Here is a 22,060-nt window from a genome sequence, read left to right as displayed (position 1 = left end):
GGGCGGGCCGCCATGGGACGGCCCGCCACGGGTCACCTCAGGAAGGCGGCGGCGACGCCCGCGTCCACCGGGACGTGCAGGCCCGTGGTGTGGGTCAGCTCGGACCCGGCGAGCGCGAAGACCGCCGCGGCCACGTGCTCGGGCAGGACCTCGCGCTTGAGCAGGGTGCGCCGAGCGTAGAACTCGCCCAGGCGCTCCTCCTCCACGCCGTACACCGCCGCGCGGTTGGCGCCCCAGCCGGAGGCGAAGATGCCCGAGCCGCGCACGACGCCGTCGGGGTTCACGCCGTTGACGCGGACGCCGTGCTCGCCCAGCTCGGCGGCCAGCAGGCGGACCTGGTGGGCCTGGTCGGCCTTGGCCGCGCCGTAGGCGACGTTGTTCGGCCCGGCGAAGACGGCGTTCTTGGAGGAGATGTAGACGATGTCCCCGCCCATCCCCTGGCCGATCAGCACCCGGGCGCATTCGCGGGAGACCAGGAACGAGCCGCGCGCCATCACGTCGTGCTGGAGGTCCCAGTCGTCCAGGCTGGTCTCCAGCAGGGAGCGCGACAACGACAGGCCGGCGTTGTTGACCACCAGGTCCACGCCGCCGAAGGCGAGCACGGCGGCCCGTACGGCGGCCACGACCTGCTCCTCGGACGTGACGTCCACCCCCACGGCCACGGCCGCGTCGGACGCCCGGTACGCCCCGGCGCCGATCTCGGCGGCGACCTTCTCCGCGGCGCCCAGGTCGCGGTCGGCGAGCACCACGCACGCCCCTTCGGCCGCCAGCCGCCGCGCGGTCGCCGCGCCGATGCCCGAGCCCGCGCCGGTGATCAGCGCCACCCGCCCGGCCAGCGGCTTCGGCTTCGGCATCCGGCGCAGCTTGGCCTCCTCCAGCTCCCAGTACTCGATCCGGAACTTCTCCGACTCCGGGATGGGCGCGTAGGCGGAGACGGACTCGGCGCCGCGCATGACGTTGATCGCGTTGACGTAGAACTCGCCGGCCACGCGGGCGGTCTGCTTGTCCTTGCCGAAGGAGAACATGCCGACGCCGGGCACCAGCACGATCGCCGGGTCCGCGCCGCGCATCGGCGGCGAGTCCGGGCCGGCGTGGCGCTCGTAGTAGGCGGTGTAGTCGGCGCGGTAGGCGGCGTGCAGCTCGCGCAGCCGCTCGACGGCCCGCTCCAGGGGCGCGTCCGGCGGCAGGTCCAGGACCAGCGGGGCGACCTTGGTGCGCAGGAAGTGGTCGGGGCAGGACGTGCCGAGCGCGGCCAGGCGCGGATGTTCGGCGCGGGAGAGGAAGTCCAGCACCTCCGGGGTGTCGGTGTAGTGGCCGACCTGCCGCAGGTCGGAGGAGGCCAGCCCCCGCACGACCGGGAACAGCGCGGCGGCCCGCGCGTGCCGTTCGGCCTCCGGCAGCGGCTCGTGCAGCACGGGCCCGAACGGATCGGGGCGGCCGTTGGCGGCCAGGTACTCCTCGGCGGTGCGGATGATCTCCAGCGAGCGGGCCTCGCACTCCTGCGAGGTGGCGCCCCAGGCGGTGATGCCGTGGCCGCCGAGCACGCACCCGACGGCCTGCGGGTTGGCCTCCTTGACGGCGGCGATGTCCAGGCCGAGCTGGAAGCCGGGCCGCCGCCAGGGCACCCACACCACGCGGTCGCCGAAGACGCGCCGGGTCAGCTCCTCGCCGTCGCGGGCGGTGGCCAGGGCGATCCCGGCGTCGGGGTGCAGGTGGTCGACGTGGGCGGCCTCGACCAGGCCGTGCATGGCGGTGTCGATCGAGGGGGCGGCGCCGCCCCGGCCGTGCAGGCAGTAGTCGAAGGCGGCGACCATCTCGTCCTCGCGCTCGACGCCGGGGTAGACGCCGGCGAGCGCGCGCAGGCGGTCCAGGCGCAGGACGGCCAGGCCGTCCTCCTTGAGCGTGCCCAGGTCGCCGCCCGAGCCCTTGACGTAGAGCAGCTCGACGTCCTGGCCGGTCACCGGGTCGGGGGCGTGGCCCTTGGCGGAGGTGTTGCCGCCGGCGAAGTTGGTGTTGCGCGGGTCGGCGCCCAGTCGGTGCGAGCGGCCCAGCAGTTCGTTGATGACGTGCATGGTGGTCAGGCCCCCCAGCCGGCCTGCGTGCCGCCGATCCGCTCGGCGGCGATTTTCTCGAAGTATCCGGACTTGGCGTACGCGGCCATCGGGTCGGGCGCGAGGCCCGTCTCCTGACGCAGCTCGGCGAGCAGCGGCCGCACGTCGGTGTTGTAGGCGTCCATGAGCACGGCGTTCGCGCCCAGCACGTCTCCCCCGGCCTGGGCGGCGGCCAGCGCGTCCCGGTCGACCAGCAGCGCCTTGGCGGTGGCCTCCTGGACGTTCATGACCGAGCGGATCTGGCCGGGGATCTTGGGCTCGATGTTGTGGCACTGGTCGAGCATGAACGCCACGCCCGCCTCCAGGCCGCCGCCGCGCGCGACCTCGTACATGATGCGGAAGAGCTGGAACGGGTCGGCCGCGCCCACCATGAGGTCGTCGTCGGCGTAGAAGCGGGAGTTGAAGTCGAAGCCGCCGAGCTTCCCCTCGCGCAGCAGGAACGCCACGATGAACTCGATGTTGACGCCCGGCGCGTGGTGACCGGTGTCCACGACGACCTGCGCCTTGGGGCCGAGCCTCAGGCAGTGGGCGTAGGCGGTGCCCCAGTCGGGCACGTCGGTGGTGTAGAAGGCGGGCTCGAACAGCTTGTACTCCAGCAGGAAGCGCTGGTCCCCGCCGAGCCGGGCGTACACCGCGGCCAGGGCCTCGGCCAGGCGGTCCTGGCGGGCGCGGATGTCGTCCTGGCCGGGGTAGTTGGTGCCGTCGGAGAACCACAGCTTGAGCGTGGCCGAGCCGGTGGCGTCCATGATGTCGACGCACTCCAGCAGGTGCGCCAGCGCCTTGCGGCGGACCGCGGGGTCGGGGTTGGTGACGCTGCCGAGCATGTAGGCGTCGTCCTGGAAGACGTTGGAGTTGATCGCCCCGATGCCGACGCCCAGCTCGCGGGCGTGGGCGGCCAGGTGGCCGTAGTCGGCCACCTTGTCCCAGGGGATGTGCAGGGCGACGGTGGGGGCGACGCCGGTGTGGGCGTGCACCTGGGCGGCGTCGGCCAGTTTCTCGTACGGGTCGCGCGGCACGCCCCGCTGCGCGAACACCTTGAACCGGGTGCCGCTGTTGCCGTACGCCCACGACGGGGTCTCGATGTGCAGCGCGCGCAGGGCGGCCTTGATGTCAGTGGTCATGACTTCCCGATCAGTCCAGGTGGAACACTTCGTCCAGCGGCCGCATGCCCTCGTCGGGCCGGCCGTCGAGGTCTTCGAAGAAGGGCGCCATCTCGGCCTGCCAGCGGGCGTTGACCTCGGTGGCGGCCATCGCCTCCTTCGCGGCCTCGAAGTCGGCGGTCTCCAGGTAGCCCACGAGCAGGCCGTCGTCCCGCAGGAAGAGCGAGTAGTTGTGCCAGCCGGCGCGGCGCAGCGCGTCGAGCATGTCCGGCCAGACGGCCCGGTGGCGTTCGCGGTACTCCGCCAGCCGCTCGGGACGGACCTTGAGCAGGAAGCAGGCGCGTCGCACGGTCACCCCTCTTCAAAACGTTTTAATGCGTCGCCGGAAAACTATGATCTCTCGCGGACCGCTGTCAATGCGTCCTCCCCTGCCACGTGGGTGGCACTGGCCAACATCACGTTGGTACGTTTTAATAGGGCGCCATGGCCATGGTCAGCATCAAGGACGTCGCCGCCCACGCCGGCGTCTCCCCCGGCACGGTCTCCAACGTGCTGAACAGACCGGCGAAGGTCGCCACGGCGACCCGCGAACGGGTGGAGGCCGCGATCCGGGAGCTGGGGTTCGTCCGGCACGGCTCGGCCTCGACCCTGCGCGCCGGCCACAGCAGGACGATCGGCCTGAGCGTCATCGACATCGGCAACCCGTTCTTCACCGAGGTCGCCGCCGGGGTCGAGGACGTCGCCAGCGAGCTGGGCTACGCGGTGATCCTCGGCAACTCGGCGGGCTCGCCCGGCAAGGAGGAGCGCAACCTGGGCGTGCTGGCCGAGCAGCGGGTGCGCGGCGTGCTGATCACGCCTTCGGGCGAGGACCCGGCCCGGCTGGACCGGCTGCGCGAGCGCGGCATCAGCGTGGTGCTCGTCGACCATCCGGCCCACCGCCCCGACCAGTGCGCGGTCGCGGTGGACGACGTGGCGGGCGGCCGGGCCGCGGTGGCGCACCTGCTGGCCAGAGGCGGGCACGCGAGCGGTCACAGCGTGGCGTACGTGACCGGGCCGCTGACCATCCGCCAGTGCGCCGAGCGGCGGCGGGGCGCGGCGGAGGCGCTGGCGGCGGCCGGGCTGGACCCGGGCTCGCTGCGGGTGGTCGAGGCGGCCGCGATGACCGCCCGCGCGGGCGAGAAGGCCGCGGCCGACCTGATGGCGGACGGCCTGCCCGAGGCCGTGTTCTGCGCCAACGACCTGCTCGCGCTGGGCGTGCTGCGGGCCCTGCTGCGCGCCGGGGTGCGGGTGCCCGACGACGTGGCCCTGATGGGCTACGACGACATCGACTTCGCCGCCGCCTCCGCCGTGTCGCTCAGCTCGATGCGGCAGCCGACGTACCAGCTCGGCCGCATCGCCACCGAACTGCTGCTGGACGAGTGCGACAACCCGGACGAGCACGCCCACCAGCACATCATGTTCCAGCCCGAACTGGTCGAGAGGGAGTCCACCCAATGAGCCGATTCGCCGCCGTGGACCTGGGCGCCTCCAGCGGCCGGGTGATGGTCGCCGACCTGTCGGACGGGCTCGCCACGTCCGAGGTCCACCGCTTCCCCAACGGCCCGGTCCGCCTGGCCGGCCGCCTCCACTGGGACGTCCTGGGCCTCTACCGCGAGATCCTCACCGGCCTGCGGGCGGCCGGCCCGGTCGGCTCGGTCGGGGTCGACTCGTGGGCCGTCGACTACGGCCTGCTCGACGAGTCCGGCGCGCTGCTCGGCAACCCGGTCCACTACCGCGACGACCGTACGCGGGGGGTGGCCGGGCAGGTGGCCGAGACGGTCGGCGCCGAGGCGCTGTACGCGGTGTCCGGGCTCCAGGTGCTCCCGTTCAACACCGTCTACCAGCTCCTGGCCGACGACCGCCTGGACCAGGCCGCGACGATGCTGCTGGTGCCCGATCTGATCGGCTACTGGCTGACCGGCGAGCTGGGCGCCGAGGTGACCAACGCCTCGACCACGGGCCTGCTCGACGTGCGCACCCGGTCCTGGGCGGCGCCGCTGATCGACCGGCTGGGCCTGCCCGGGGGCATCTTCCCGCGGCTGCGGCAGCCCGGCGAGCCGGTCGGCGGGCTGCGCCGCGACGTCGCGGCCGAGATCGGCTTCTCCGCGCCGGTGCGGGCGGTGGCCTCGCACGACACCGCCTCGGCGGTGGCCGCCGTGCCGGCCGGCGGGCCCGCCTTCGCCTACATCTCGTGCGGCACCTGGTCGCTGGCCGGGGTGGAGCTGACCGGCCCCGTGCTCACCGAGGCGGGCCGGGCGGCCAACTTCACCAACGAGGCCGGGATCGACGGCACCGTCCGCTACCTGCGCAACGTCATGGGGCTGTGGCTGCTGCAGGAGTGCCTGCGGGCCTGGCCCGGCTCCTCGCTGGAGGACCTGCTGGCGGCGGCGGCCCGGGAGCGTCCCTTCGCCGCCGTGGTCGACCCGGACCTGCCCGCGTTCCTGCCGCCGGGCGACATGCCCGCGCGGATCGCCGCCGAGTGCCGCCGCACCGGGCAGCGGCCGCCCTCCACGCCCGCGGGCTTCGTGCGCTGCGTGCTGGAGAGCCTGGCGCTGGGGCACCGGCACGCGATCCGGCAGGCGATGGAGCTGTCGGGCCGCGACGTCGAGGTGGTGCATCTGGTGGGCGGCGGGTCGCGCAACGAGCTGCTGTGCCGGTTCACGGCCGACGCCTGCGGCCTGCCGGTCGTGGCCGGGCCCGCCGAGGCGACCGCGCTCGGCAACGTCCTGGTGCAGGCGCGGGCGGCCGGGCTGGTCTCCGACCTGGCCGGGATGCGCGCCCTGGTGGCCTCCACGCAGGAGCTGCGCCGGTACGAGCCCTCCGGCGACGCGAGCGCCTGGGACGAGGCCGCCGCCCGCCTGACCTGACCCGGCCCGTCCCCGCAAGTACGCCTTTGACCTGGCACTTCGGTTTCCTCCTGGCGGCGAGGGGGAGGACGAAGTCCAGGGGCACGGGCGCCGGGGGGAACGCGATGCCGAGCAAGGAGCGGGTGCTGCGGCTGCTGTCGCAGGGGCTGGACTACGCCGAGATCGCCAGGTTGCTGGGGGTGCCCGCGGGACGGGCGTACCTGATCGCGACGGGCGTGCCGGCCGACGGGAGCGACGCCGTGGCGCGCCGCCGGGGACGGCCGGGCCTGCTGACCGGCCGTACCCAGCAGTTGGTCAACCCGCGCGAGGTCGGGCCGGTCGAACGTGGCGACGTGCACGCCTGGATGCGCGAGCGGGCCTGGAGCGACCGGCGCATGCGCCAGGCGGGGACGTGAGCGGCATGGGGTTCTCCTGGCCGCTGCTGCGGCAGCTCACCGGCAAGGACAGGCTCGGCCGGGCGGCGGCGGTGAAGTCGCCGCGCACGGGCGAGCACCCGGCCCGGACGGCCGCCGCCGACCGCGTGGTCAAGTCGGTGTGCCCGTACTGCGCGGTGGGCTGCGCCCAGAACGTCTACGTCAGCGACGAGAAGGTCGTGCACATCGAGGGCGATCCCGACTCGCCCATCAGCAGGGGCCGGCTGTGCCCGAAGGGCGCCTCCAGCCTCCAGCTCACCACCGGCTCGGGCCGGCTGAACAAGGTGCTCCACCGTCCGCCGGGCGCCGCCGACTGGCGGGAGATCGACCTGGAGACCGCCATGGACATGGTGGCCGACCGGATCATCGCCACCCGCCGGGCGACCTGGGAGTGGGAGAACAAGGGCCGCCGGGTGGCCCGCACGATGGGCATCGCCAGCCTGGGCGGCGCGACGCTGGACAACGAGGAGAACTACCTCATCAAGAAGCTGCTCACCGCGCTCGGCGTGGTGCAGATCGAGAACCAGGCGCGGGTGTGCCACAGCTCGACCGTGGTGGGGCTGGGCACGTCGTTCGGGCGCGGCGGGGCCACGACGTTCCTGCAGGATCTCCAGCACTCCGACTGCGTGCTGATCCAGGGGTCGAACTTCGCCGAGGCGCATCCGGTCGGGTTCCAGTGGGTGATGGAGGCCAAGGCGCGCGGCGCGGTGGTCATCCACGTGGATCCGCGCTTCACCCGGACCAGTGCGCTGGCCGATCTGCACGTGCCGATCAGGGCGGGCTCGGACGTGGCCTTCCTCGGCGCGATCGTCAACCACGTGCTGGAGAACGAGCTGTTCTTCCGCGACTACGTCCTGCACTACACCAACGCGTCGACCATCCTGCGGGAGGACTATCGCGACGCCGAGGACCTCGACGGCCTGTTCTCCGGCTTCGACGCGGAGAACCGCTGCTACGAGGACGACACCTGGCAGTACGAGGGCATGCACACCGTCGCGGCCTCCGGCGAGCGGGACGAGGACTACGACCGCCCGGCGGGCAGCATGCCGGCCGGCCGCCCCGAGGTGCAGGGAGGCACCGGCGTCCCGCTCAGCGGCGAGCCGCGGCGGGACGAGACGATGCGGCACCCGCGCTGCGTGCTGCAGGTCCTGCGCCGCCACTTCGCCCGCTACACGCCGGAGATGGTGCAGCGGGTGTGCGGGGTGCCGCCGGAGCTGTTCGCCCAGGTCTGCCGGCACCTGACGGAGAACTCCGGGCCGGAGCGGACCGCCGAGTTCGTCTACGCCGTGGGCTGGACGCAGCACAGCGACGGCGCGCAGTTCATCCGCACGGCCAGCATCCTGCAACTCCTGCTCGGCAACATCGGCCGCCCCGGCGGCGGCATCCAGGCGCTGCGCGGGCACGCCAGCATCCAGGGCTCCAGCGACATCCCGACGCTGTTCAACCTGCTGCCCGGCTACATCCCGATGCCGCACGCCCACGAGCACGAGAAGATGCGCGACTTCCTGCGCGCCGACGCCTCCTGCCGCGGCTTCTGGGCGAACATGCCCGCCTACCTGGTGAGCCTGCTCAAGGCGTGGTGGGGGCCGGCCGCGACGCGCGAGAACGACTTCCGCTTCGACTACCTGCCGCGCCTGACGGGCTCGCACAGCACGTACGACACCGTGCTGGCGCAGCTCGACGGCACCTGCAAGGGCTACCTGCTGCTCGGCGAGAACCCGGCCGTGGGCTCGGCCAACTCCCGGATGCAGCGCCTCGGCATGGCGCGGCTCGACTGGCTGGTGGTGCGCGACCTCAACCTGATCGAGAGCGCCACCTGGTGGAAGGACGGCCCGGAGATCGAGACCGGCGAGCTGGTCACCTCCGAGATCGGCACCGAGGTGTTCTTCTTCCCCGCCGCGGCCCACACCGAGAAGAGCGGCAGCTTCACCAACACCAACCGCTGGCTGCAGTGGCACCACCGGGCCGTCGAGCCGGACGGCGACGCGCGCAGCGACCTGTGGTTCATGTACCACCTCGGGCGCATCATCCGGCGCAAACTGGCCGGTTCCGCCGACCCGATGGACCGTCCCCTGCTCGACCTGACCTGGGACTACCCGGTCGAGGGCGAGACGGCCGAGCCGGTCGCCGAGGCGGTGCTCGCCGAGATCAACGGCTGGGACGCCGAGGGCCGCCCGCTCGACGCCTACACCCAGCTGAAGGACGACGGCTCGACGGTGTGCGGCTGCTGGATCTACTGCGGCGTGTACGCCGGCGGCGTCAACCGGGCCGCCCTGCGTCAACCGGCCGCCGAACAGGACTGGGTCGCCGCCGGGTGGGCGTGGGCGTGGCCGGCCAACCGGCGGGTGCTCTACAACCGGGCCTCGGCCGCGCCCGACGGCCGTCCGTGGAGCGAGCGCAAGAAGCTCGTCTGGTGGGACGAGGAGGCCGGCCGCTGGACCGGGCTCGACGTGCCGGACTTCGAGGAGGGCAAACCGCCGTCCTACCGGCCCGAGCCGGGGGCGCAGGGCCCGGCGGCCTTGTCGGGCATCGACCCGTTCATCATGCAGGCCGACGGCAAGGGCTGGCTGTTCGCCCCCTCGGGCGTGGTGGACGGCCCGCTGCCCAGCCACTTCGAGCCCCAGGACTCTCCGGTCGCCAACCCGCTCTACGGGCGGCAGCGCAACCCGGCCCGCAAGCTCTACCGGCACGAGGACAACCGTTACCAGCCGAGCGGGGAGGAGCCGGGCGCGTCGGTCTACCCGTACGTGGTGACCACGTACCGGCTGACCGAGCACTTCACGGCGGGCGGCATGAGCCGGCACACGCCGTACCTGGCCGAGCTGCAGCCGGAGATGTTCTGCGAGGTCTCGCCCGAGCTGGCCGCCGAGCGCGGGCTCGTGCACGGCGAGTGGGCCACGGTCATCACCGCGCGCGGCGCCATCGAGGCGCGCGTGCTGGTCACCGACCGGATCGCGCCGCTGCACCTGAACGGCAAGGTCATCCACCAGATCGGGCTGCCGTTCCACTTCGGTCCCAACGGTCTGGCCAGGGGCGACGCGGCCAACGAGCTGGTCTCGATCACGCTCGACCCCAACTCCCACATCCAGGAGGTCAAGGCCCTGTCGGCCGACATCCGCCCGGGACGCAGGCCACGCGGCCCGGCCCTGCCGGAGCTGGTGCTGGCCTACCGGCGGCGGGCGGGCGTGACCGAGGACACCGGAACGGAGGTGTGAGCCGTGGCCTTCGACCTCGACCGGGCGCCGCTCGACGCCGGATACGACGACCCGCCGAAGCGCATGGGCTTCTTCACCGACACCAGCATCTGCATCGGGTGCAAGGCGTGCGAGGTGGCCTGCAAGGAGTGGAACGCGGTGCCCGAGGACGGCCTGCTCTTCACCGGCATGTCCTACGACAACTCCGTCGGGCTCGGCGCCGACACCTGGCGGCACGTCGCGTTCGTCGAGCAGCGCAAGCCACTCGGCCACCAGGAGACCGGCGCCCGTGACATGGACTTCCGCTGGCTGATGGCCTCCGACGTGTGCAAGCACTGCACGCACGCGGCCTGCCTCGACGTCTGCCCGACCGGGTCGCTGTTCCGCACCGAGTACGGCACGGTCGTCGTCCAGGAGGACGTCTGCAACGGCTGCGGCTACTGCGTGCCCGCCTGCCCGTTCGGGGTGATCGGCCGGCGCGAGACGAGCGGCACGGCCGCCAAGTGCACGATGTGCTACGACCGGCTGGAGGTCGGCCAGGAGCCGGCCTGCGCCAAGACGTGCCCGACGGACTCCATCCAGTTCGGCGAGCTGGACGAGCTGCGTGAACGCGCCGACCGCCGCCTGGAGCAGGTGCGCGCGGCGGGCGCGTCCTCGGCCCGCCTGTACGGCCACGACCCCGCCGACGGCGTTGGCGGCACCGGCGCCTTCTTCCTGCTGCTGGACGAGCCGCAGGTGTACGGCCTGCCGCCGGACCCGGTGGTGACCACCGCGGATCTGCCGTCGATGTGGCGGCACGCCGGCGCGGCGGCGCTGGTGCTGCTGGCCGGGATGGCCGTGGCGGCCTGGAGGAGGGGCAGATGAGCAACCAGACCGACGTGCGCCTGGACGACGCGCCCGGCCTGCGCACCGAGCGCGAGGCCACGCCCGGCTCGGCGGGCCGCGGCGGGCGTTCCCTGCGTCCGCCCGAGCCGGAGGCCGAGTCCTACTACGGCCTGCCGGTCCTGAACGGCACACCCTGGAGCGACCACGACATCGCCGGCTACCTGTTCCTCGGCGGCCTGGCCGGGGCCTCCTCCACGCTGGCGGCCGCCGCCGAGCTGACCGGACGTCCGGCGCTGGCCCGCGCCGCCAAGGTCGCCGCCGTGGGCGCGGTCGGCGGCTCGCTGTACGCGCTGATCCACGACCTGGGCAAGCCGTCGCGCTTCCTCAACATGTTGCGGGTGTTCAAGGTGACCTCGCCGATGAGCGTCGGCACCTGGATCCTGAGCGCGTACGGGCCGCAGGCCGGGCTCGCCGCGGCCACCGAGCTGACCGGGCGGTTCCCCCGGCTGGGCCGGGCGGCCACGGTGGGCGCGGGGCTGGCCGGGCCGGCGCTGGCGACCTACACCGCCGCGCTGATCTGCGACACGGCGGTCCCGGCCTGGCACGACGGGTTCAGGGAGATGCCGTTCCTGTTCGCGGGCTCGGCCGCGGCGTCGGCGGGCGGGCTCGGCATGCTGGCCGCGCCGCTCGCGCAGGCGGCCCCGGCCCGGCGGGTGGCGCTGCTGGGCGCGGCTCTGGAGTGCGCGGCGGCCGTCCGCATGGAACGCCGGATGGGCCTGACCGCCGAGCCGCTGCGGCGCAGCCGGCTGCTCAAGGCGGGTCAGGCGCTGTCGGTCGCGGGCGCGCTGCTCGGGCAGGGCCTCGGCCGCCGCAGCAGGGTCGCGGCGATGGCCGCCGGGGCTGCCCTGCTGGCCGGGTCGGTGTGCACCCGGTTCGGCGTCTTCCACGCCGGGACGGCCTCGGCGCGCGACCCCCGGTACACCGTCGAGCCGCAACGACAGCGGCTCGCCAAGTCGAGAGCGGAGCGTGATCTCACATGAGAAGAGTCGCCGAGTACCTGCCGTTCATGGGCATCGTGCTGGTCGTCTGCACGGCGTCCTGGATCGCGGGCAGGAGCAGGCCGGCCAGGCGCGCCTGAGCCCGTGCGGGCGGGCCCGGCCGGATCCGGCCGGGTCTGGCCGGGTCCGTGCGCGGATCGGTCGGTGGGGCTTACGCTGTCAGCGGCGGCGCGGGGCATACGATCGGCAGATGACCGAAAAGACCGAAACCGCGCCTGGATGGCTGGCCCCCGAAGAGCTCGAATCGGTGCGCGGCCAGTTGCCGATCCTCTACATCGACGCCGTGCCGGTGCGGGTGGACGAGACCGGCGTGGTGACCCGGGTGGGCCTGCTGCTGCGGATCGCGGCGGACGGGACGGTCAGCCGGGCGCTGGTGTCGGGGCGGGTGCTGCTCCACGAGCGCGTCCGCGACGCGCTGCTGCGTCACCTGGAGAAGGACCTCGGGCCTGTGGCCCTTCCCCGCATCCCCGTCTCCCCGCAGCCCTTCACCGTCGCGGAGTACTTCCCGACGCCGGGCGTCACGCCGTACCACGATCCGCGCCAGCACGCGGTGTCCCTGGCCTACATCGTGCCCGTGGCCGGTGACTGCCGGCCCCGGCAGGACGCCCTGGACCTGGTCTGGTTCACCCCCGAGGAGGCGGCCTCGCCGGCCGTGCAGCAGGAGATGACCGGCGGCCAGGGAGTGCTGCTCAAGCAGGCTCTGGCCCACGTGAGCCGCCTGGTCTAAGGGCGTTCGGCGCCTCCTCGCACCCAGTGGTAGAGGGGGTCGCCGGGGCAGTCGGTGTCGTAGCCGTCCCGGTGGCCCTTGACCTCGTTGCCCGCGTCGCCGTGCTCGCGCAGGTACTCGATGGCGTCGACGAGCGCGTTGAGCAGGTCGTCGTTCGGTTCGGTGAACCCGGTGTTGCCGACCAGGGCGAGCACGGCGTAGTGCCCGGAGTTGAGCCCCGGGCCGTTGGCGGCGGGCAGGACGTGCGGGCCACGGCCCATGAAGGTGCGCCGGTGCGGGCAGCACACCATGTTGTAGCCGAGGTCGATGTAGGTCTCGCCGCGCCCGCCGGACATGTGCATGCGCTGGATGTCCCTCACCAGGTCGACGCATGTGTCGTGGTTGTCGGCGTCCGGCAGGTCGGAGGGCACCTTCCCGCCGGTGTAGTGGATCTTGACGCCTTTGGTGGAGGCCAGCCGGGTGTAGCTGGTGCTGGGCTTCTTCGCGTGCCAGTCGGCACGGGTGATCAGTTGCATGTGGTGTCTTTCCTGGTAGACGATGCCTCGCCACCAGAATGTCAACTTAAAGTAGTTGTGTCATCACTTTTTGTCACTAGATTCACGTGCCGCCAAAGAAAGCCTTCCGTGCTGGTCAGGCCGCCCTGCGCCGGTTCAGCCCCGCTTGTACACCGTGCGCTCGTGCACGACGGCGTAGGTGTTGCGCAGGGCCGCCATCGACTCGTCGTAGCTGGCCGCGGCGACGCCGGTGAACAGGCAGTCGACGACCATGAGCTGGGCGATGCGGCTGCCCAGGGCGCCCGAGCGGAACTGCGTCTCGCGGGCGGCGGTCGTCAGCGTCACGTCGGCGGCGGCGGCCAGCGGCGAGTCGCGGAAGTTGGTGATCGCCACCGTGGCCGCGCCCGACCGGCGGGCGATGGACAGGAACTCGACCGTGTCCACGGTCGCGCCGGTGTGCGAGACCGCGACGGTCACGCAGGTGGCGTCGAGCGTGGCCGCCGACGTCCAGGCCGAGTGGGCGTCGTGCCAGTTGATCGCGGTACGCCCGATACGTGAGAGCTTCTGCTGCAGGTCCAGGCCGACCAGCGCGCTCGCGCCCACGCCGAAGGTGTCGATCCGGCGCGCGGCCAGCAGCAGCGACACCGCCCTGGCCAGAGCGTCCATGTCGAGGGAGCGGGCCGTGTCGGCGATCGACAGCGTCTCGTTGGTGGCGACCTTGGAGACGATGCCCTCCAGGCTGTCGTGACGGTCGATGTCGCCCGACACCTCCGGCAGGCTCGACCTGGTCAGCTCCTCCCGGGCGGCGGCCCTGGTCAGGTCGATCCGGAAGTCCTTGAAGTGCGCGTACCCCATGCGCTGGTAGAAGCGCACGACCGAGGTGGTCGAGGTGGCGCAGCGGGCGGCCAGCTCGGCGATGGACAGGTTCGCGGCGGCGGCCGGATCGCCGGTGAACGTCTCGGCGATGCGCCGCTCCGACGGCCGTAACGCCGGCATGGCGGCCCGGATACGGATCAGCAGGCTTCCGTCGTCCTCGACCATTCGTCATCCACCCCTTGAGGAAATTTAGTACACCAGTGGTAGGGTCTGCGTAATTTTATGACCTACTGCTCTTGAGGAGACCACATGCCCCGTGGCGCGCTCTCCGCGATCGGCGCCGCCGCAGTGCTGTCCATCGCCCTGACCTCCTGTTCATCATCTTCCGGGCCCGCGACCAGCACCGGCGCAACGGGCAAGTCCGGCGGCGCCCTGGTCGTCGGCGTGACCTCCGACCCCGACACGCTCTTCCCCTGGAAGGCCACCCAGTTCACCGCCGTGAACGTGTTGCAGAACATCTACGGCACCCTCACCGAGTTCGACAAGGACCTGAACGTCGTGCCGGGCCTGGCCGAGTCGTGGCAGACGTCCGAGGACGGCAAGAAGCTGACCCTCACCCTGCGCAAGGGCGTGACGTTCGGCGACGGCAGCGCGTTCGACTCCAAGGACGTCAAGGCGTCCCTGGAGAAGATCATGGACGAGAAGACGGCCGCCGTGGCGCGGGCGTCGCTGGCGTCGGTGAAGTCCGTCGAGGCCCCCGACGAGAGCACGGTGGTGCTGGAGCTGACCGGCCCCGACGCCGCGCTCCCGGCGAACCTGGCCACCGTCAACATGGCGATGCTCTCCTCCGACGACACCGAGGAGAAGCTCAACGCCACCCCCAACGGCACCGGCCCGTTCACGCTGGGCAAGCGCGTCCCGAGCCAGTCGCTGACGCTGGCCAGGAACGACAAGTACTGGGGCGCCGAGAAGCCCAAGGTGGGCAGCGTCGAGTTCCGCGTGATCCCCGACGAGTCGTCCATCGTCTCGGCCATGCAGTCGGGCAACGTGCAGCTCGCGGTCTTCAACGACCCGCTGGTCGCCCAGACCGCGCAGGGCGGCGGCACGATCACCGTCACCAAGACGCCGCAGCTCAGCTACCACGCCCTCCAGCTCAACGCGCAGCACGGCGACCTCAAGGACGTCAACGTGCGCCTGGCGATCCAGTGCGCGATCGACCGCAAGCAGGTGCTCGACACCGCCGCGCTCGGCGAGGGCGAGGTGACCGGGCCGATCACCGCCCCGGCCTTCAAGTCCGACCCGGCCCAGCGGCCCTGCCCGAGCCGCGACCTGGCCAAGGCCGCCGAGTACCTCGGCAAGGCGGGCAAGTCCGGCGGCGTGACGGTCAAGGCCATCGTCTCCCAGGGCGAGTACGCCACCTCCGTCAACGAGGCCCAGAACCTCAAGGCGCAGCTCGCCGAGGCGAAGATCACCCTGGACCTGGAGGTGCTGGAGTCCGGCGCGTTCGTGGACCGCTGGGTGGCGGCCGACTTCGACGCGGCCGTCGCGCTGAACGGCGGGCGTCCCGACCCCGACGGCTCCTACGCCCGCTACTTCACCAGCAAGGGCAATCTGAACAAGGTCGCCGGGTACAGCTCGCCGGAGCTGGACAAGCTGTTCGCCGAAGGCAAGGCCACGACCGACCCGGCCGCCCGCAAGGCGATCTACGAGAAGGTGTCGGCCGAGCTGGAGGCCAACGCGCCCTGGATCTGGCTGTTCACCAGCTACACCTACACCGGCACCACCTCCAACGTGTCCGGGTTCGTGCCGATGGTCAGCGGGTCGCTGCAGTACCTGCGTACGACGTCCGTCGCCTGATGCGCCGGATCCTCGCCAACCGGGCCGTCCGGCGCGTGGCCTCGACGATCGGCACCCTGTTCGGGGTGGCCGTGTTCGTCTTCGTCATGCTCCGGGCGATCCCCGGCGACCAGATCACCGCGGGGCTCGGCACGGAGGCGGCCGCGCTCACCCCGGCGCAGCGCGTGGCCCTGGAGCAGTACTACGGGCTGGACCAGTCGCCGGTCACGCAGTTCTTCTCCTGGCTGGGCAACATGCTCACCGGCAACTTCGGCTACTCGGCCCGCTCTCAGCAGGGCGTGCTGGAGATGACGCTGCACTCGCTGCCGGTGACGTTCGAGCTGGCGGTGTTCTCGATCGTGCTGGCGCTGCTGCTGGGCGTGCCGCTCGGCATGTTGTCGGCGTCCAGGACGAACTCGCCGCGTGACGCCTTCGGCCAGGTCGTGAGCCTGGCGGGGCTGTCGGTCCCGGCGTTCCTGCTGGCCACGACGCTGCTGTCGATCTTCGCGGCGTCGTTCGGGTTCAACCCCAACGGCCAGGGCTTCGCCACGCTCGCCGAGGATCCGCTGCTCAACCTCCAGCAGATGTTCCTGCCCGCGCTCGTTCTCGGCTTCGGCATCGCCGCGCCGATCCTGCGCACCACCCGTACCGCGGTGCTGGAGGTGCGCTCGGAGGACTTCGTGCGCACCGCCCGCGCCAAGGGCGTGCCGCCGCGCCGGCTCCAGGTCAGGCACGTGCTCGGCAACGCGCTGGTGCCGATCGTGACGATGACCGGGCTGCAGTTCGGCTACCTGCTCGGCGGCGCGGTCGTGGTCGAGCAGATCTTCTCCGTGCCCGGTGTGGGCCGGCAGGTGCTGCTCGGCATCCAGCAGAAGGAGTACGCGGTCGTGCAGAGCACGGTCCTGGTCATCGCGCTGGCGTTCGTGCTGGTCAACCTGCTGACCGACATGCTGTACCGGATCATCGACCCGCGGGTGAGGGCGTCGTGACCGCGCTGCGCAGGAGCCCCGCCATGCTGGCGGGCACGATCGTGCTGCTGGTGCTGGCCGTGGTGGCGGCGCTGTCGTTCGCCGGGCTGCTCCCCTACGACCCGATCGCCCAGAATCCGCCCGACCGGTTCCTGGCGCCGTCCGGGGCGCACCTGTTCGGCACCGACCAGTTCGGCCGGGACGTCTTCTCCCGGGTGGCGTCCGGCGTCGGCAACTCGGCGCTCATCGCGGTGGTCGCGGTGGCCTTCGCCACCGTGGTCGGCACGCTGGGCGGGCTGGTGTCCGGCTTCTACCGCGGCTTCGCCGACGGCGCCATCGGCGGCGTGACGAACGTGCTGTTCGCGTTCCCGCCGCTGCTGCTCGCGCTCTCGCTGGCCTCGGTGCTGGACCGCAACTGGTTCACGGTCGCCGTCGCCATCGCGATCGTGTACGTCCCCATCTTCATCCGTGTCACGCGCGGCCCCGTGCTCTCCCTCAGGGAGATCGAGTACGTCAAGGCCGCGGTCTCCACCGGCCAGAGCCGCTGGCAGATCATGCTCAGGCACGTGCTGCCCAACATCACCTCGATCATCGTCATCCAGGTGGCGCTGTCGCTGTCGTGGGCGGTGCTGACCGAGGCGTCGCTGAGCTTCCTCGGCCTGGGCACGCCGCCGCCCGCCCCCTCGCTGGGCTCGATGATCTTCGAGGCGCGCAGCCTGGTGTTCATCGCCCCCTGGACGCTGATCGCGCCGGGCGCGGTCGTCGTCCTGCTGGTGGTGGGCCTGAACCTGCTCGGCGACGGCCTGCGTGACACTCTCGACCCCAGAACCCGAGGCAAGCGGTGAACCTCTCAGAACTGACCACGGAATCGGCAGACCCGCGTTTCGCGGGCATCGACACCATGAGCGTGGCCGAGCTCGCGGAGACCATGAACGCGGCCGACGCCACCGTCCCCGGCGCGGTCGCCGCGGCGCTGCCGCAGATCACCGGGGCCATCGAGGCCGCCGCCGAGCTGGTACGCGCGGGCGGCCGGCTGGTCTACGTGGGCGCGGGCACGCCGGGCAGGCTCGGCGTGCTGGACGCCTCCGAGTGCCCGCCCACCTTCAGCACCCCGCCCGAGCAGGTGTTCGCCGTCATCGCCGGCGGCGAGCGGGCGATCGTGCACCCGTGCGAGGGCGCCGAGGACGACGCGCAGGCAGGCGCGGCGGCGATCGACGCGGCCGGCATCGGGCCGCTGGACACGGTGGTCGGCATCGCCTCCAGCGGGCGCACGCCGTACGTGCTGGGCGCGGTGCGGCGGGCCCGCGAGCGCGGCGCGCTGACCGTGGGCCTGTCCTGCAACCCCGGCACCCCGCTCAGCGCGGCCGCCGAGCACGCGATCGAGGTGCTGGTCGGCCCCGAGGTGGTCAGCGGCTCGACCCGGCTCAAGGCGGGCACGGCGCAGAAGCTCGTGCTCAACATGTTCTCGACCATCGTCATGGTCCGGCTCGGCAAGACGTACGGGAACCTGATGGTCGACGTCAAGGCCAGCAACGGCAAGCTCAGGGAACGGGCGATCAGGATCGTGCGGACGATCGCCGGTGTGGACCGCGAGGAGGCGGAACGAGTGCTCGACCAGCACGGTTTCAACGTCAAGCAGGCGGTGCTCGGAGCCCGGCTCGGGCTCGGCCCGCAGGAGGCCGCGGCGCTGCTGGCACGCAGCGAAGGGCAGCTGCGGGTGGCGCTGGGGGAGCCGGCATGAAGATCCTTGGCATGATCTCCGGCACCTCGCACGACGGCATCGACGTGGCCCTGGTCGACTTCGCCCTGGACGGCGACGTGCTGACCGGCCGCGTGCTGCACACCGCGAGCACCCCGTACCCCGCCGAGCTGCGCGCCCGGCTGGTGGCCGCGCTGCCGCCCGCCCCGGTCACGCTGGCCGAGGTGTGCGTGCTCGACACGCTCATCGGCCAGTGCTTCGCCGAGGCCGCCGAGGCCGCGGCCGAGCAGGCCGGTCCGGCCGACCTGATCGTCTCCCACGGCCAGACGGTCTTCCACTGGGTGGAGGGCGCGCACGCGCGCGGCACCCTGCAGATCGGCCAGCCCGCGTGGATCGCCGAGCGCACCGGCTCACCCGTGCTCTCGGACGTCCGCATCCGCGACATCACCGCGGGCGGGCACGGCGCCCCCCTGGTCTCCGTGCTCGACGACCTGCTGCTGGGCGGCCTGCTGCGGGACGGCCACGAGCGCGGCGCGGCGGCGCTCAACCTGGGCGGCATCTCCAACATGACCGTCGTGCGCGACGGCGGCCTGAGCGCCTACGACATCGGCCCGGCCAACGCCCTCATCGACGCCGTCGTCGCCGGCCGGGGCCTGAACCCGCGCGGCTTCGACGAGGACGGCCGGATCGCGGCCTCGGGGCAGGTGGACGAGCACCTGCTCGCCGTGCTGCTCGACGAGCCGTACTACCGGCTGGCCGCGCCGAAGAGCACCGGCAAGGAGCTGTTCCACCTCGCTTACGTCGAGGCGGCGACGGCGAAGGCGGGCCGCGAGCCGTCCGGACCCGACCTGGTGGCGACGCTGACCGAGCTGACGGTCCGCACGGTGGCCGCCGACGTCGCCGCGGCGGGCGTGGACGTGCTCGTCGTCTCCGGCGGCGGCTGCCGCAACCCGGTCATCATGGACGGCCTGCGTGCCGCGCTGCCCGGCGTGCGGGTGTCCCTGTCGGACGAGCTCGGCGCCCCGGCCGACGACAAGGAGGCCATCGCCTTCGCGCTCATCGGCTGGCTGACCGCCCACGGCCTGCCGGGCACGGTCCCCGGCGGCACGGGCGCGAAGGCCGCCCGCGTGCTGGGCACGCTGACGCCGGGCGCGGACCCGCTCGTCCTGCCCGCCCCGCTGCCCACGCCCCCGCGCTCCCTGGTGCTGCGCCGATGAGCCCCGCCCCAGCCCCTGCCCCCGCCCCTGCCGCGCCCGCGGGCGTGGTGCGGGCGGCGCGCACGCCGTGGTTCGACCTGACCGAGTGCGCCGGCCACCGCACCGTGCGCCGCACGGACGACGGCACGGACGGCGGCACGCTCGCCGGCGACGCGCCCATGACCCTCGGCACGTACCACGACCTGGCCTCGGTCACGAAGGTCGTCGCCACCACGACGGCCCTCATCCGCCTGGTCTCCGACCGGCTGGTGGACCTGGACGAGCGGGCGGGGGCGTACCTGCCGGCGGGCTGCCCGGAACAGGTCAGCGTGCGGGACCTGCTGCTGCACCGGGCGGGACTGTGGGAGTGGTGGCCGATGTACCTCGACCCGCGGGTGCCCGCCCCGCGCTACCCGCCCGGCCGCGAACGGCACTACTCCGACCTGGGCTTCATCCTGCTCGGCCGGGTGGTCGAGACCGTCACCGGCACGTCCCTGGACCGGGCGGTGGCCGAGCTGGTCACCGGCCCGCTCGGGCTGGACGACACCACGTACGCGCGGCCGGCGGGCCCCGAGGTGGCCATGAGCGCCCTGGACGACCGGGTCGAGATGCGCATGCTCGACACCTCCGAGCCGTACCCGGTGCCCTTCCGCGCCGCGGACTTCGCCGGCTGGCGGCGCGGGCCCGTGCTCGGCCAGGTCGCCGACGGCAACGCCTACCACGCCTTCGGCGGGGTGTCGGGCCACGCCGGGCTGTTCTCCACCGTCCCCGACCTGCTGCGCTACGCCACCGCGCTGTCCCGCTACGAGGAGCACGACCGGTTGTGGCGGCCCGAGGTGGCCCGCGAGTTCTTCCGCCCCGGCCCCGACCCCGGCCAGGCGCTCGGCTTCCGCACCTACGAGCTCGTCCTGCGCGACGAGACCGTCACCGTGCTCGGCCACCCCGGCTACGTCGGCTGCGTCGTCGGGTTCGTCCCCGGCCGGGACGTCGCGATCGCGCTGGCGAGCAACCGCCTGCTGACGCCCGGCGTGCCGACGCCCACCGACGCCCTCTGGACCGGCCTGCTGCAGGCCATCACCCACCGATCGAGGACCGCATGACCCCGCTCCTGGAGATCCGCGACCTCTCCGTCGCCTTCCGCACCCGCAAGCAGGACGTCACCGTCGTCAGGAACGTCTCGATGGAGATCCTGCCGGGGCAGACCGTGGCCGTGGTCGGCGAGTCGGGCTCGGGCAAGTCCACCACGGCCGCCGCGGTCAACCGGCTGCTGCCCGCGGGCGGGCGCATCACGACCGGCCAGGTGCTGTTCGACGGCCGTGACCTGGCCGGGGTGAGCGAGCGCGAGATGACCGCGGTCCGGGGCGCGGGCATCGGCCTGGTGCCCCAGGACCCGATGTCCAACCTCAACCCGCTCATGCGCATCGGCGACCAGATCGGCGAGGCGCTGGAGGTGCACGGCCTGGCCGCGGGCAGGGCCGCGCGCGCCCGCGTGACCGAGCTGCTGGACATGGTCGGCATCCCCGATCCGGAGCGGCGGGCCGGGCAGTACCCGCACGAGTTCTCCGGCGGCATGCGGCAGCGGGCGCTCATCGCCATGGGCCTGGCCTGCCGGCCGAAGCTGCTCATCGCCGACGAGCCGACCTCCGCCCTGGACGTGACCGTCCAGCGCCGCATCCTCGACCAGCTCGGGCAGCTCACCGCCGAGATGGGCACGGCCGTCTTCCTCATCACGCACGACCTGGCGCTGGCCGCCGAGCGGGCCGACGTGGTGGCCGTCATGTACAAGGGCGAGATCGTGGAGACCGGCCCGGCGGCCGAGCTGCTGGCCGACCCGCGGCACGAGTACACCCGGCGGCTGCTGAAGGCCGTGCCGAGCCTGTCGTCGGTGCGGGTGGCCGAGCCCGGCCCGCAGGAGGCGGCCGGGGACCTGGTCGTGGTGGAGGACCTGCGCAAGGTGTTCCCGCTCAGAGGCGGTTCCGGCGAGTTCACGGCGGTGGACGGGGTCTCCTTCACGATCCCGCGCGGCCGTACCGTCTCGGTGGTGGGCGAGTCGGGCTCGGGCAAGTCGACCACCGCGAACCTGCTGCTCGGCCTGGACGGCATCACCTCCGGCCGGATCCTGTTCGACGGCACCGACCTGACCTCGCTCGGCCGCCGGGAGCTGTTCGCCTTCCGCCGCCGGGTGCAGCCGGTCTTCCAGAACCCGTACGCCTCGCTCGACCCCCGCTACACCGTGGAGAAGTCGATCGCCGAGCCGCTGCGCGTGCACCGCGTGGGCACCCCGGCCGAGCGCGCGAAGACCGTCGCCGAGCTGCTGGAGAAGGTGTCGCTGCCGGCGTCGGTGGCCGAGCGGCTGCCGCACGAGCTGTCCGGCGGCCAGCGGCAGCGGGTGGCCATCGCGCGGGCGCTGGCGCTCTCCCCCGAGCTGGTCGTGCTCGACGAGGCCGTCTCCGCGCTGGACGTGCTGGTCCAGGCCCAGACCCTGGAGCTGCTCGCCGACCTCCAGCGCGACCTCGGGCTCAGCTACCTGTTCATCAGCCACGACCTGGCCGTCGTACGGATGATCTCGCACCGGGTGCACGTGATGCAGGCGGGCCGGATCGTGGAGAGCGGCACGGCGGCCGAGATCTTCGACTCGCCGCGGGCCGACTACACCCGCGAGCTGCTCGCCGCCATCCCGGGTCAGGCCGCCTGATGGTAAGTTGGAAATCCGGACC

The 22,060-nt window shown here is 72.7% G+C and carries 19 protein-coding genes; 14 read left to right on the top strand and 5 right to left on the bottom strand.

The window, feature by feature from the left end; all coding sequences use genetic code 11:
- Positions 1-32 precede the first annotated feature (32 nt).
- Genes ACIA8R_RS08355 through ACIA8R_RS08345 form a run of 3 tightly spaced genes read right to left on the bottom strand, consistent with a single transcriptional unit; the run spans position 33 to position 3,560 of the window.
- Positions 33-2,072 (bottom strand): bifunctional aldolase/short-chain dehydrogenase, encoded by a 2,040-nt coding sequence (locus ACIA8R_RS08355; protein ID WP_397037295.1) that lies wholly within the window; start codon positions 2,070-2,072, stop codon positions 33-35.
- A gap of 5 nt (positions 2,073-2,077) precedes the next feature.
- Positions 2,078-3,232, bottom strand: a complete 1,155-nt coding sequence (gene rhaI, locus ACIA8R_RS08350; protein ID WP_397037293.1) for an L-rhamnose isomerase — start codon at positions 3,230-3,232, stop codon at positions 2,078-2,080.
- A gap of 10 nt (positions 3,233-3,242) precedes the next feature.
- Positions 3,243-3,560: an L-rhamnose mutarotase gene (locus ACIA8R_RS08345; RefSeq protein ID WP_357703384.1), complete on the bottom strand. Its 318-nt coding sequence runs from the start codon at positions 3,558-3,560 to the stop codon at positions 3,243-3,245.
- Positions 3,561-3,694: 134 nt separating this feature from the next.
- Here ACIA8R_RS08345 and ACIA8R_RS08340 point away from each other — a divergent pair, with 134 nt between their 5' ends.
- The 7 genes from ACIA8R_RS08340 (at position 3,695) to ACIA8R_RS08310 (ending at position 12,334) form a co-directional block, all read left to right on the top strand.
- Complete coding sequence (locus tag ACIA8R_RS08340; protein ID WP_357703382.1) at positions 3,695-4,708, top strand: substrate-binding domain-containing protein; 1,014 nt, start codon at positions 3,695-3,697, stop codon at positions 4,706-4,708.
- Entirely contained in the window at positions 4,705-6,117 is a 1,413-nt protein-coding gene (locus ACIA8R_RS08335; RefSeq protein WP_397037291.1) for a rhamnulokinase family protein, read from the top strand. The genes ACIA8R_RS08340 and ACIA8R_RS08335 overlap by 4 nt, the downstream gene beginning before the upstream one ends.
- A 104-nt stretch (positions 6,118-6,221) precedes the next feature.
- Positions 6,222-6,512: a hypothetical protein gene (locus tag ACIA8R_RS08330; protein ID WP_357703378.1), complete on the top strand. Its 291-nt coding sequence runs from the start codon at positions 6,222-6,224 to the stop codon at positions 6,510-6,512.
- A 5-nt stretch (positions 6,513-6,517) separates the two neighbouring features.
- On the top strand, positions 6,518-9,745 hold the full coding sequence (gene fdh / locus ACIA8R_RS08325; RefSeq protein ID WP_397037351.1) for a formate dehydrogenase: 3,228 nt from the start codon (positions 6,518-6,520) through the stop codon (positions 9,743-9,745).
- Positions 9,746-9,808: 63 nt separating this feature from the next.
- Complete coding sequence (locus ACIA8R_RS08320; protein ID WP_357703428.1) at positions 9,809-10,588, top strand: 4Fe-4S dicluster domain-containing protein; 780 nt, start codon at positions 9,809-9,811, stop codon at positions 10,586-10,588.
- On the top strand, positions 10,585-11,589 hold the full coding sequence (gene nrfD / locus ACIA8R_RS08315) for an NrfD/PsrC family molybdoenzyme membrane anchor subunit (RefSeq protein WP_357703376.1): 1,005 nt from the start codon (positions 10,585-10,587) through the stop codon (positions 11,587-11,589). The genes ACIA8R_RS08320 and nrfD overlap by 4 nt, the downstream gene beginning before the upstream one ends.
- A 208-nt stretch (positions 11,590-11,797) precedes the next feature.
- On the top strand, positions 11,798-12,334 hold the full coding sequence (locus tag ACIA8R_RS08310; RefSeq protein WP_357703374.1) for an NUDIX hydrolase family protein: 537 nt from the start codon (positions 11,798-11,800) through the stop codon (positions 12,332-12,334).
- Here ACIA8R_RS08310 and ACIA8R_RS08305 read toward each other — a convergent pair.
- Together ACIA8R_RS08305 and ACIA8R_RS08300 are read right to left on the bottom strand one after the other, a co-directional pair.
- On the bottom strand, positions 12,331-12,849 hold the full coding sequence (locus tag ACIA8R_RS08305) for a peptidoglycan recognition family protein (protein ID WP_364097330.1): 519 nt from the start codon (positions 12,847-12,849) through the stop codon (positions 12,331-12,333). The two genes, ACIA8R_RS08310 and ACIA8R_RS08305, sit on opposite strands and share 4 nt — an antisense overlap.
- 135 nt (positions 12,850-12,984) lie before the next feature.
- Positions 12,985-13,869 carry a MurR/RpiR family transcriptional regulator gene (locus ACIA8R_RS08300; RefSeq protein WP_357703370.1) on the bottom strand — a complete coding sequence of 295 codons (885 nt, stop codon included), beginning with the start codon at positions 13,867-13,869 and terminating at the stop codon, positions 12,985-12,987.
- Positions 13,870-13,953: 84 nt separating this feature from the next.
- Here ACIA8R_RS08300 and ACIA8R_RS08295 point away from each other — a divergent pair, with 84 nt between their 5' ends.
- The 7 genes from ACIA8R_RS08295 to ACIA8R_RS08265 are packed head-to-tail and all read left to right on the top strand — an operon-like array spanning position 13,954 to position 22,038.
- On the top strand, positions 13,954-15,501 hold the full coding sequence (locus ACIA8R_RS08295; protein WP_357703368.1) for an ABC transporter substrate-binding protein: 1,548 nt from the start codon (positions 13,954-13,956) through the stop codon (positions 15,499-15,501).
- Complete coding sequence (locus tag ACIA8R_RS08290) at positions 15,501-16,469, top strand: ABC transporter permease (protein ID WP_364097336.1); 969 nt, start codon at positions 15,501-15,503, stop codon at positions 16,467-16,469. Before ACIA8R_RS08295 ends, ACIA8R_RS08290 begins: the two co-directional genes overlap by 1 nt.
- A complete protein-coding gene (locus tag ACIA8R_RS08285) occupies positions 16,466-17,293 on the top strand; it encodes an ABC transporter permease (RefSeq protein WP_357703364.1) in 828 nt (275 codons plus the stop codon). Before ACIA8R_RS08290 ends, ACIA8R_RS08285 begins: the two co-directional genes overlap by 4 nt.
- On the top strand, positions 17,290-18,189 hold the full coding sequence (gene murQ / locus ACIA8R_RS08280) for an N-acetylmuramic acid 6-phosphate etherase (RefSeq protein ID WP_397037286.1): 900 nt from the start codon (positions 17,290-17,292) through the stop codon (positions 18,187-18,189). Before ACIA8R_RS08285 ends, murQ begins: the two co-directional genes overlap by 4 nt.
- Positions 18,186-19,364, top strand: a complete 1,179-nt coding sequence (locus tag ACIA8R_RS08275; protein ID WP_397037284.1) for an anhydro-N-acetylmuramic acid kinase — start codon at positions 18,186-18,188, stop codon at positions 19,362-19,364. Before murQ ends, ACIA8R_RS08275 begins: the two co-directional genes overlap by 4 nt.
- Positions 19,361-20,443 (top strand): serine hydrolase domain-containing protein, encoded by a 1,083-nt coding sequence (locus ACIA8R_RS08270; protein ID WP_397037282.1) that lies wholly within the window; start codon positions 19,361-19,363, stop codon positions 20,441-20,443. The genes ACIA8R_RS08275 and ACIA8R_RS08270 overlap by 4 nt, the downstream gene beginning before the upstream one ends.
- Positions 20,440-22,038 carry an ABC transporter ATP-binding protein gene (locus ACIA8R_RS08265; RefSeq protein WP_397037280.1) on the top strand — a complete coding sequence of 533 codons (1,599 nt, stop codon included), beginning with the start codon at positions 20,440-20,442 and terminating at the stop codon, positions 22,036-22,038. Before ACIA8R_RS08270 ends, ACIA8R_RS08265 begins: the two co-directional genes overlap by 4 nt.
- The last annotated feature ends 22 nt before the right edge of the window (positions 22,039-22,060 follow it).

This window comes from Nonomuraea sp. NPDC051191 (assembly GCF_044455665.1).
Lineage (GTDB): Bacteria > Actinomycetota > Actinomycetes > Streptosporangiales > Streptosporangiaceae > Nonomuraea.
The sequence above is the reverse complement of the archived record's forward strand: the minus strand, read 5'-3'. Positions and strand labels throughout refer to the sequence as shown.

What these genes read in the sequence shown, in the direction of transcription:
- ACIA8R_RS08290 (WP_364097336.1), top strand. Translation starts at nt 15,501, where the DNA reads ATGCGCCGGATCCTCGCCAACCGGGCCGTCCGGCGCGTGGCCTCGACG.
- ACIA8R_RS08335 (WP_397037291.1), top strand. Translation starts at nt 4,705, where the DNA reads ATGAGCCGATTCGCCGCCGTGGACCTGGGCGCCTCCAGCGGCCGGGTG.
- ACIA8R_RS08275 (WP_397037284.1), top strand. Translation starts at nt 18,186, where the DNA reads ATGAAGATCCTTGGCATGATCTCCGGCACCTCGCACGACGGCATCGAC.
- ACIA8R_RS08300 (WP_357703370.1), bottom strand. Translation starts at nt 13,869, where the DNA reads ATGGTCGAGGACGACGGAAGCCTGCTGATCCGTATCCGGGCCGCCATG.
- ACIA8R_RS08305 (WP_364097330.1), bottom strand. Translation starts at nt 12,849, where the DNA reads ATGCAACTGATCACCCGTGCCGACTGGCACGCGAAGAAGCCCAGCACC.
- ACIA8R_RS08320 (WP_357703428.1), top strand. Translation starts at nt 9,809, where the DNA reads ATGGGCTTCTTCACCGACACCAGCATCTGCATCGGGTGCAAGGCGTGC.
- ACIA8R_RS08310 (WP_357703374.1), top strand. Translation starts at nt 11,798, where the DNA reads ATGACCGAAAAGACCGAAACCGCGCCTGGATGGCTGGCCCCCGAAGAG.
- nrfD (WP_357703376.1), top strand. Translation starts at nt 10,585, where the DNA reads ATGAGCAACCAGACCGACGTGCGCCTGGACGACGCGCCCGGCCTGCGC.
- rhaI (WP_397037293.1), bottom strand. Translation starts at nt 3,232, where the DNA reads ATGACCACTGACATCAAGGCCGCCCTGCGCGCGCTGCACATCGAGACC.
- ACIA8R_RS08355 (WP_397037295.1), bottom strand. Translation starts at nt 2,072, where the DNA reads ATGCACGTCATCAACGAACTGCTGGGCCGCTCGCACCGACTGGGCGCC.
- ACIA8R_RS08265 (WP_397037280.1), top strand. Translation starts at nt 20,440, where the DNA reads ATGACCCCGCTCCTGGAGATCCGCGACCTCTCCGTCGCCTTCCGCACC.
- fdh (WP_397037351.1), top strand. Translation starts at nt 6,518, where the DNA reads ATGGGGTTCTCCTGGCCGCTGCTGCGGCAGCTCACCGGCAAGGACAGG.
- ACIA8R_RS08330 (WP_357703378.1), top strand. Translation starts at nt 6,222, where the DNA reads ATGCCGAGCAAGGAGCGGGTGCTGCGGCTGCTGTCGCAGGGGCTGGAC.
- ACIA8R_RS08340 (WP_357703382.1), top strand. Translation starts at nt 3,695, where the DNA reads ATGGCCATGGTCAGCATCAAGGACGTCGCCGCCCACGCCGGCGTCTCC.
- ACIA8R_RS08270 (WP_397037282.1), top strand. Translation starts at nt 19,361, where the DNA reads ATGAGCCCCGCCCCAGCCCCTGCCCCCGCCCCTGCCGCGCCCGCGGGC.
- ACIA8R_RS08295 (WP_357703368.1), top strand. Translation starts at nt 13,954, where the DNA reads ATGCCCCGTGGCGCGCTCTCCGCGATCGGCGCCGCCGCAGTGCTGTCC.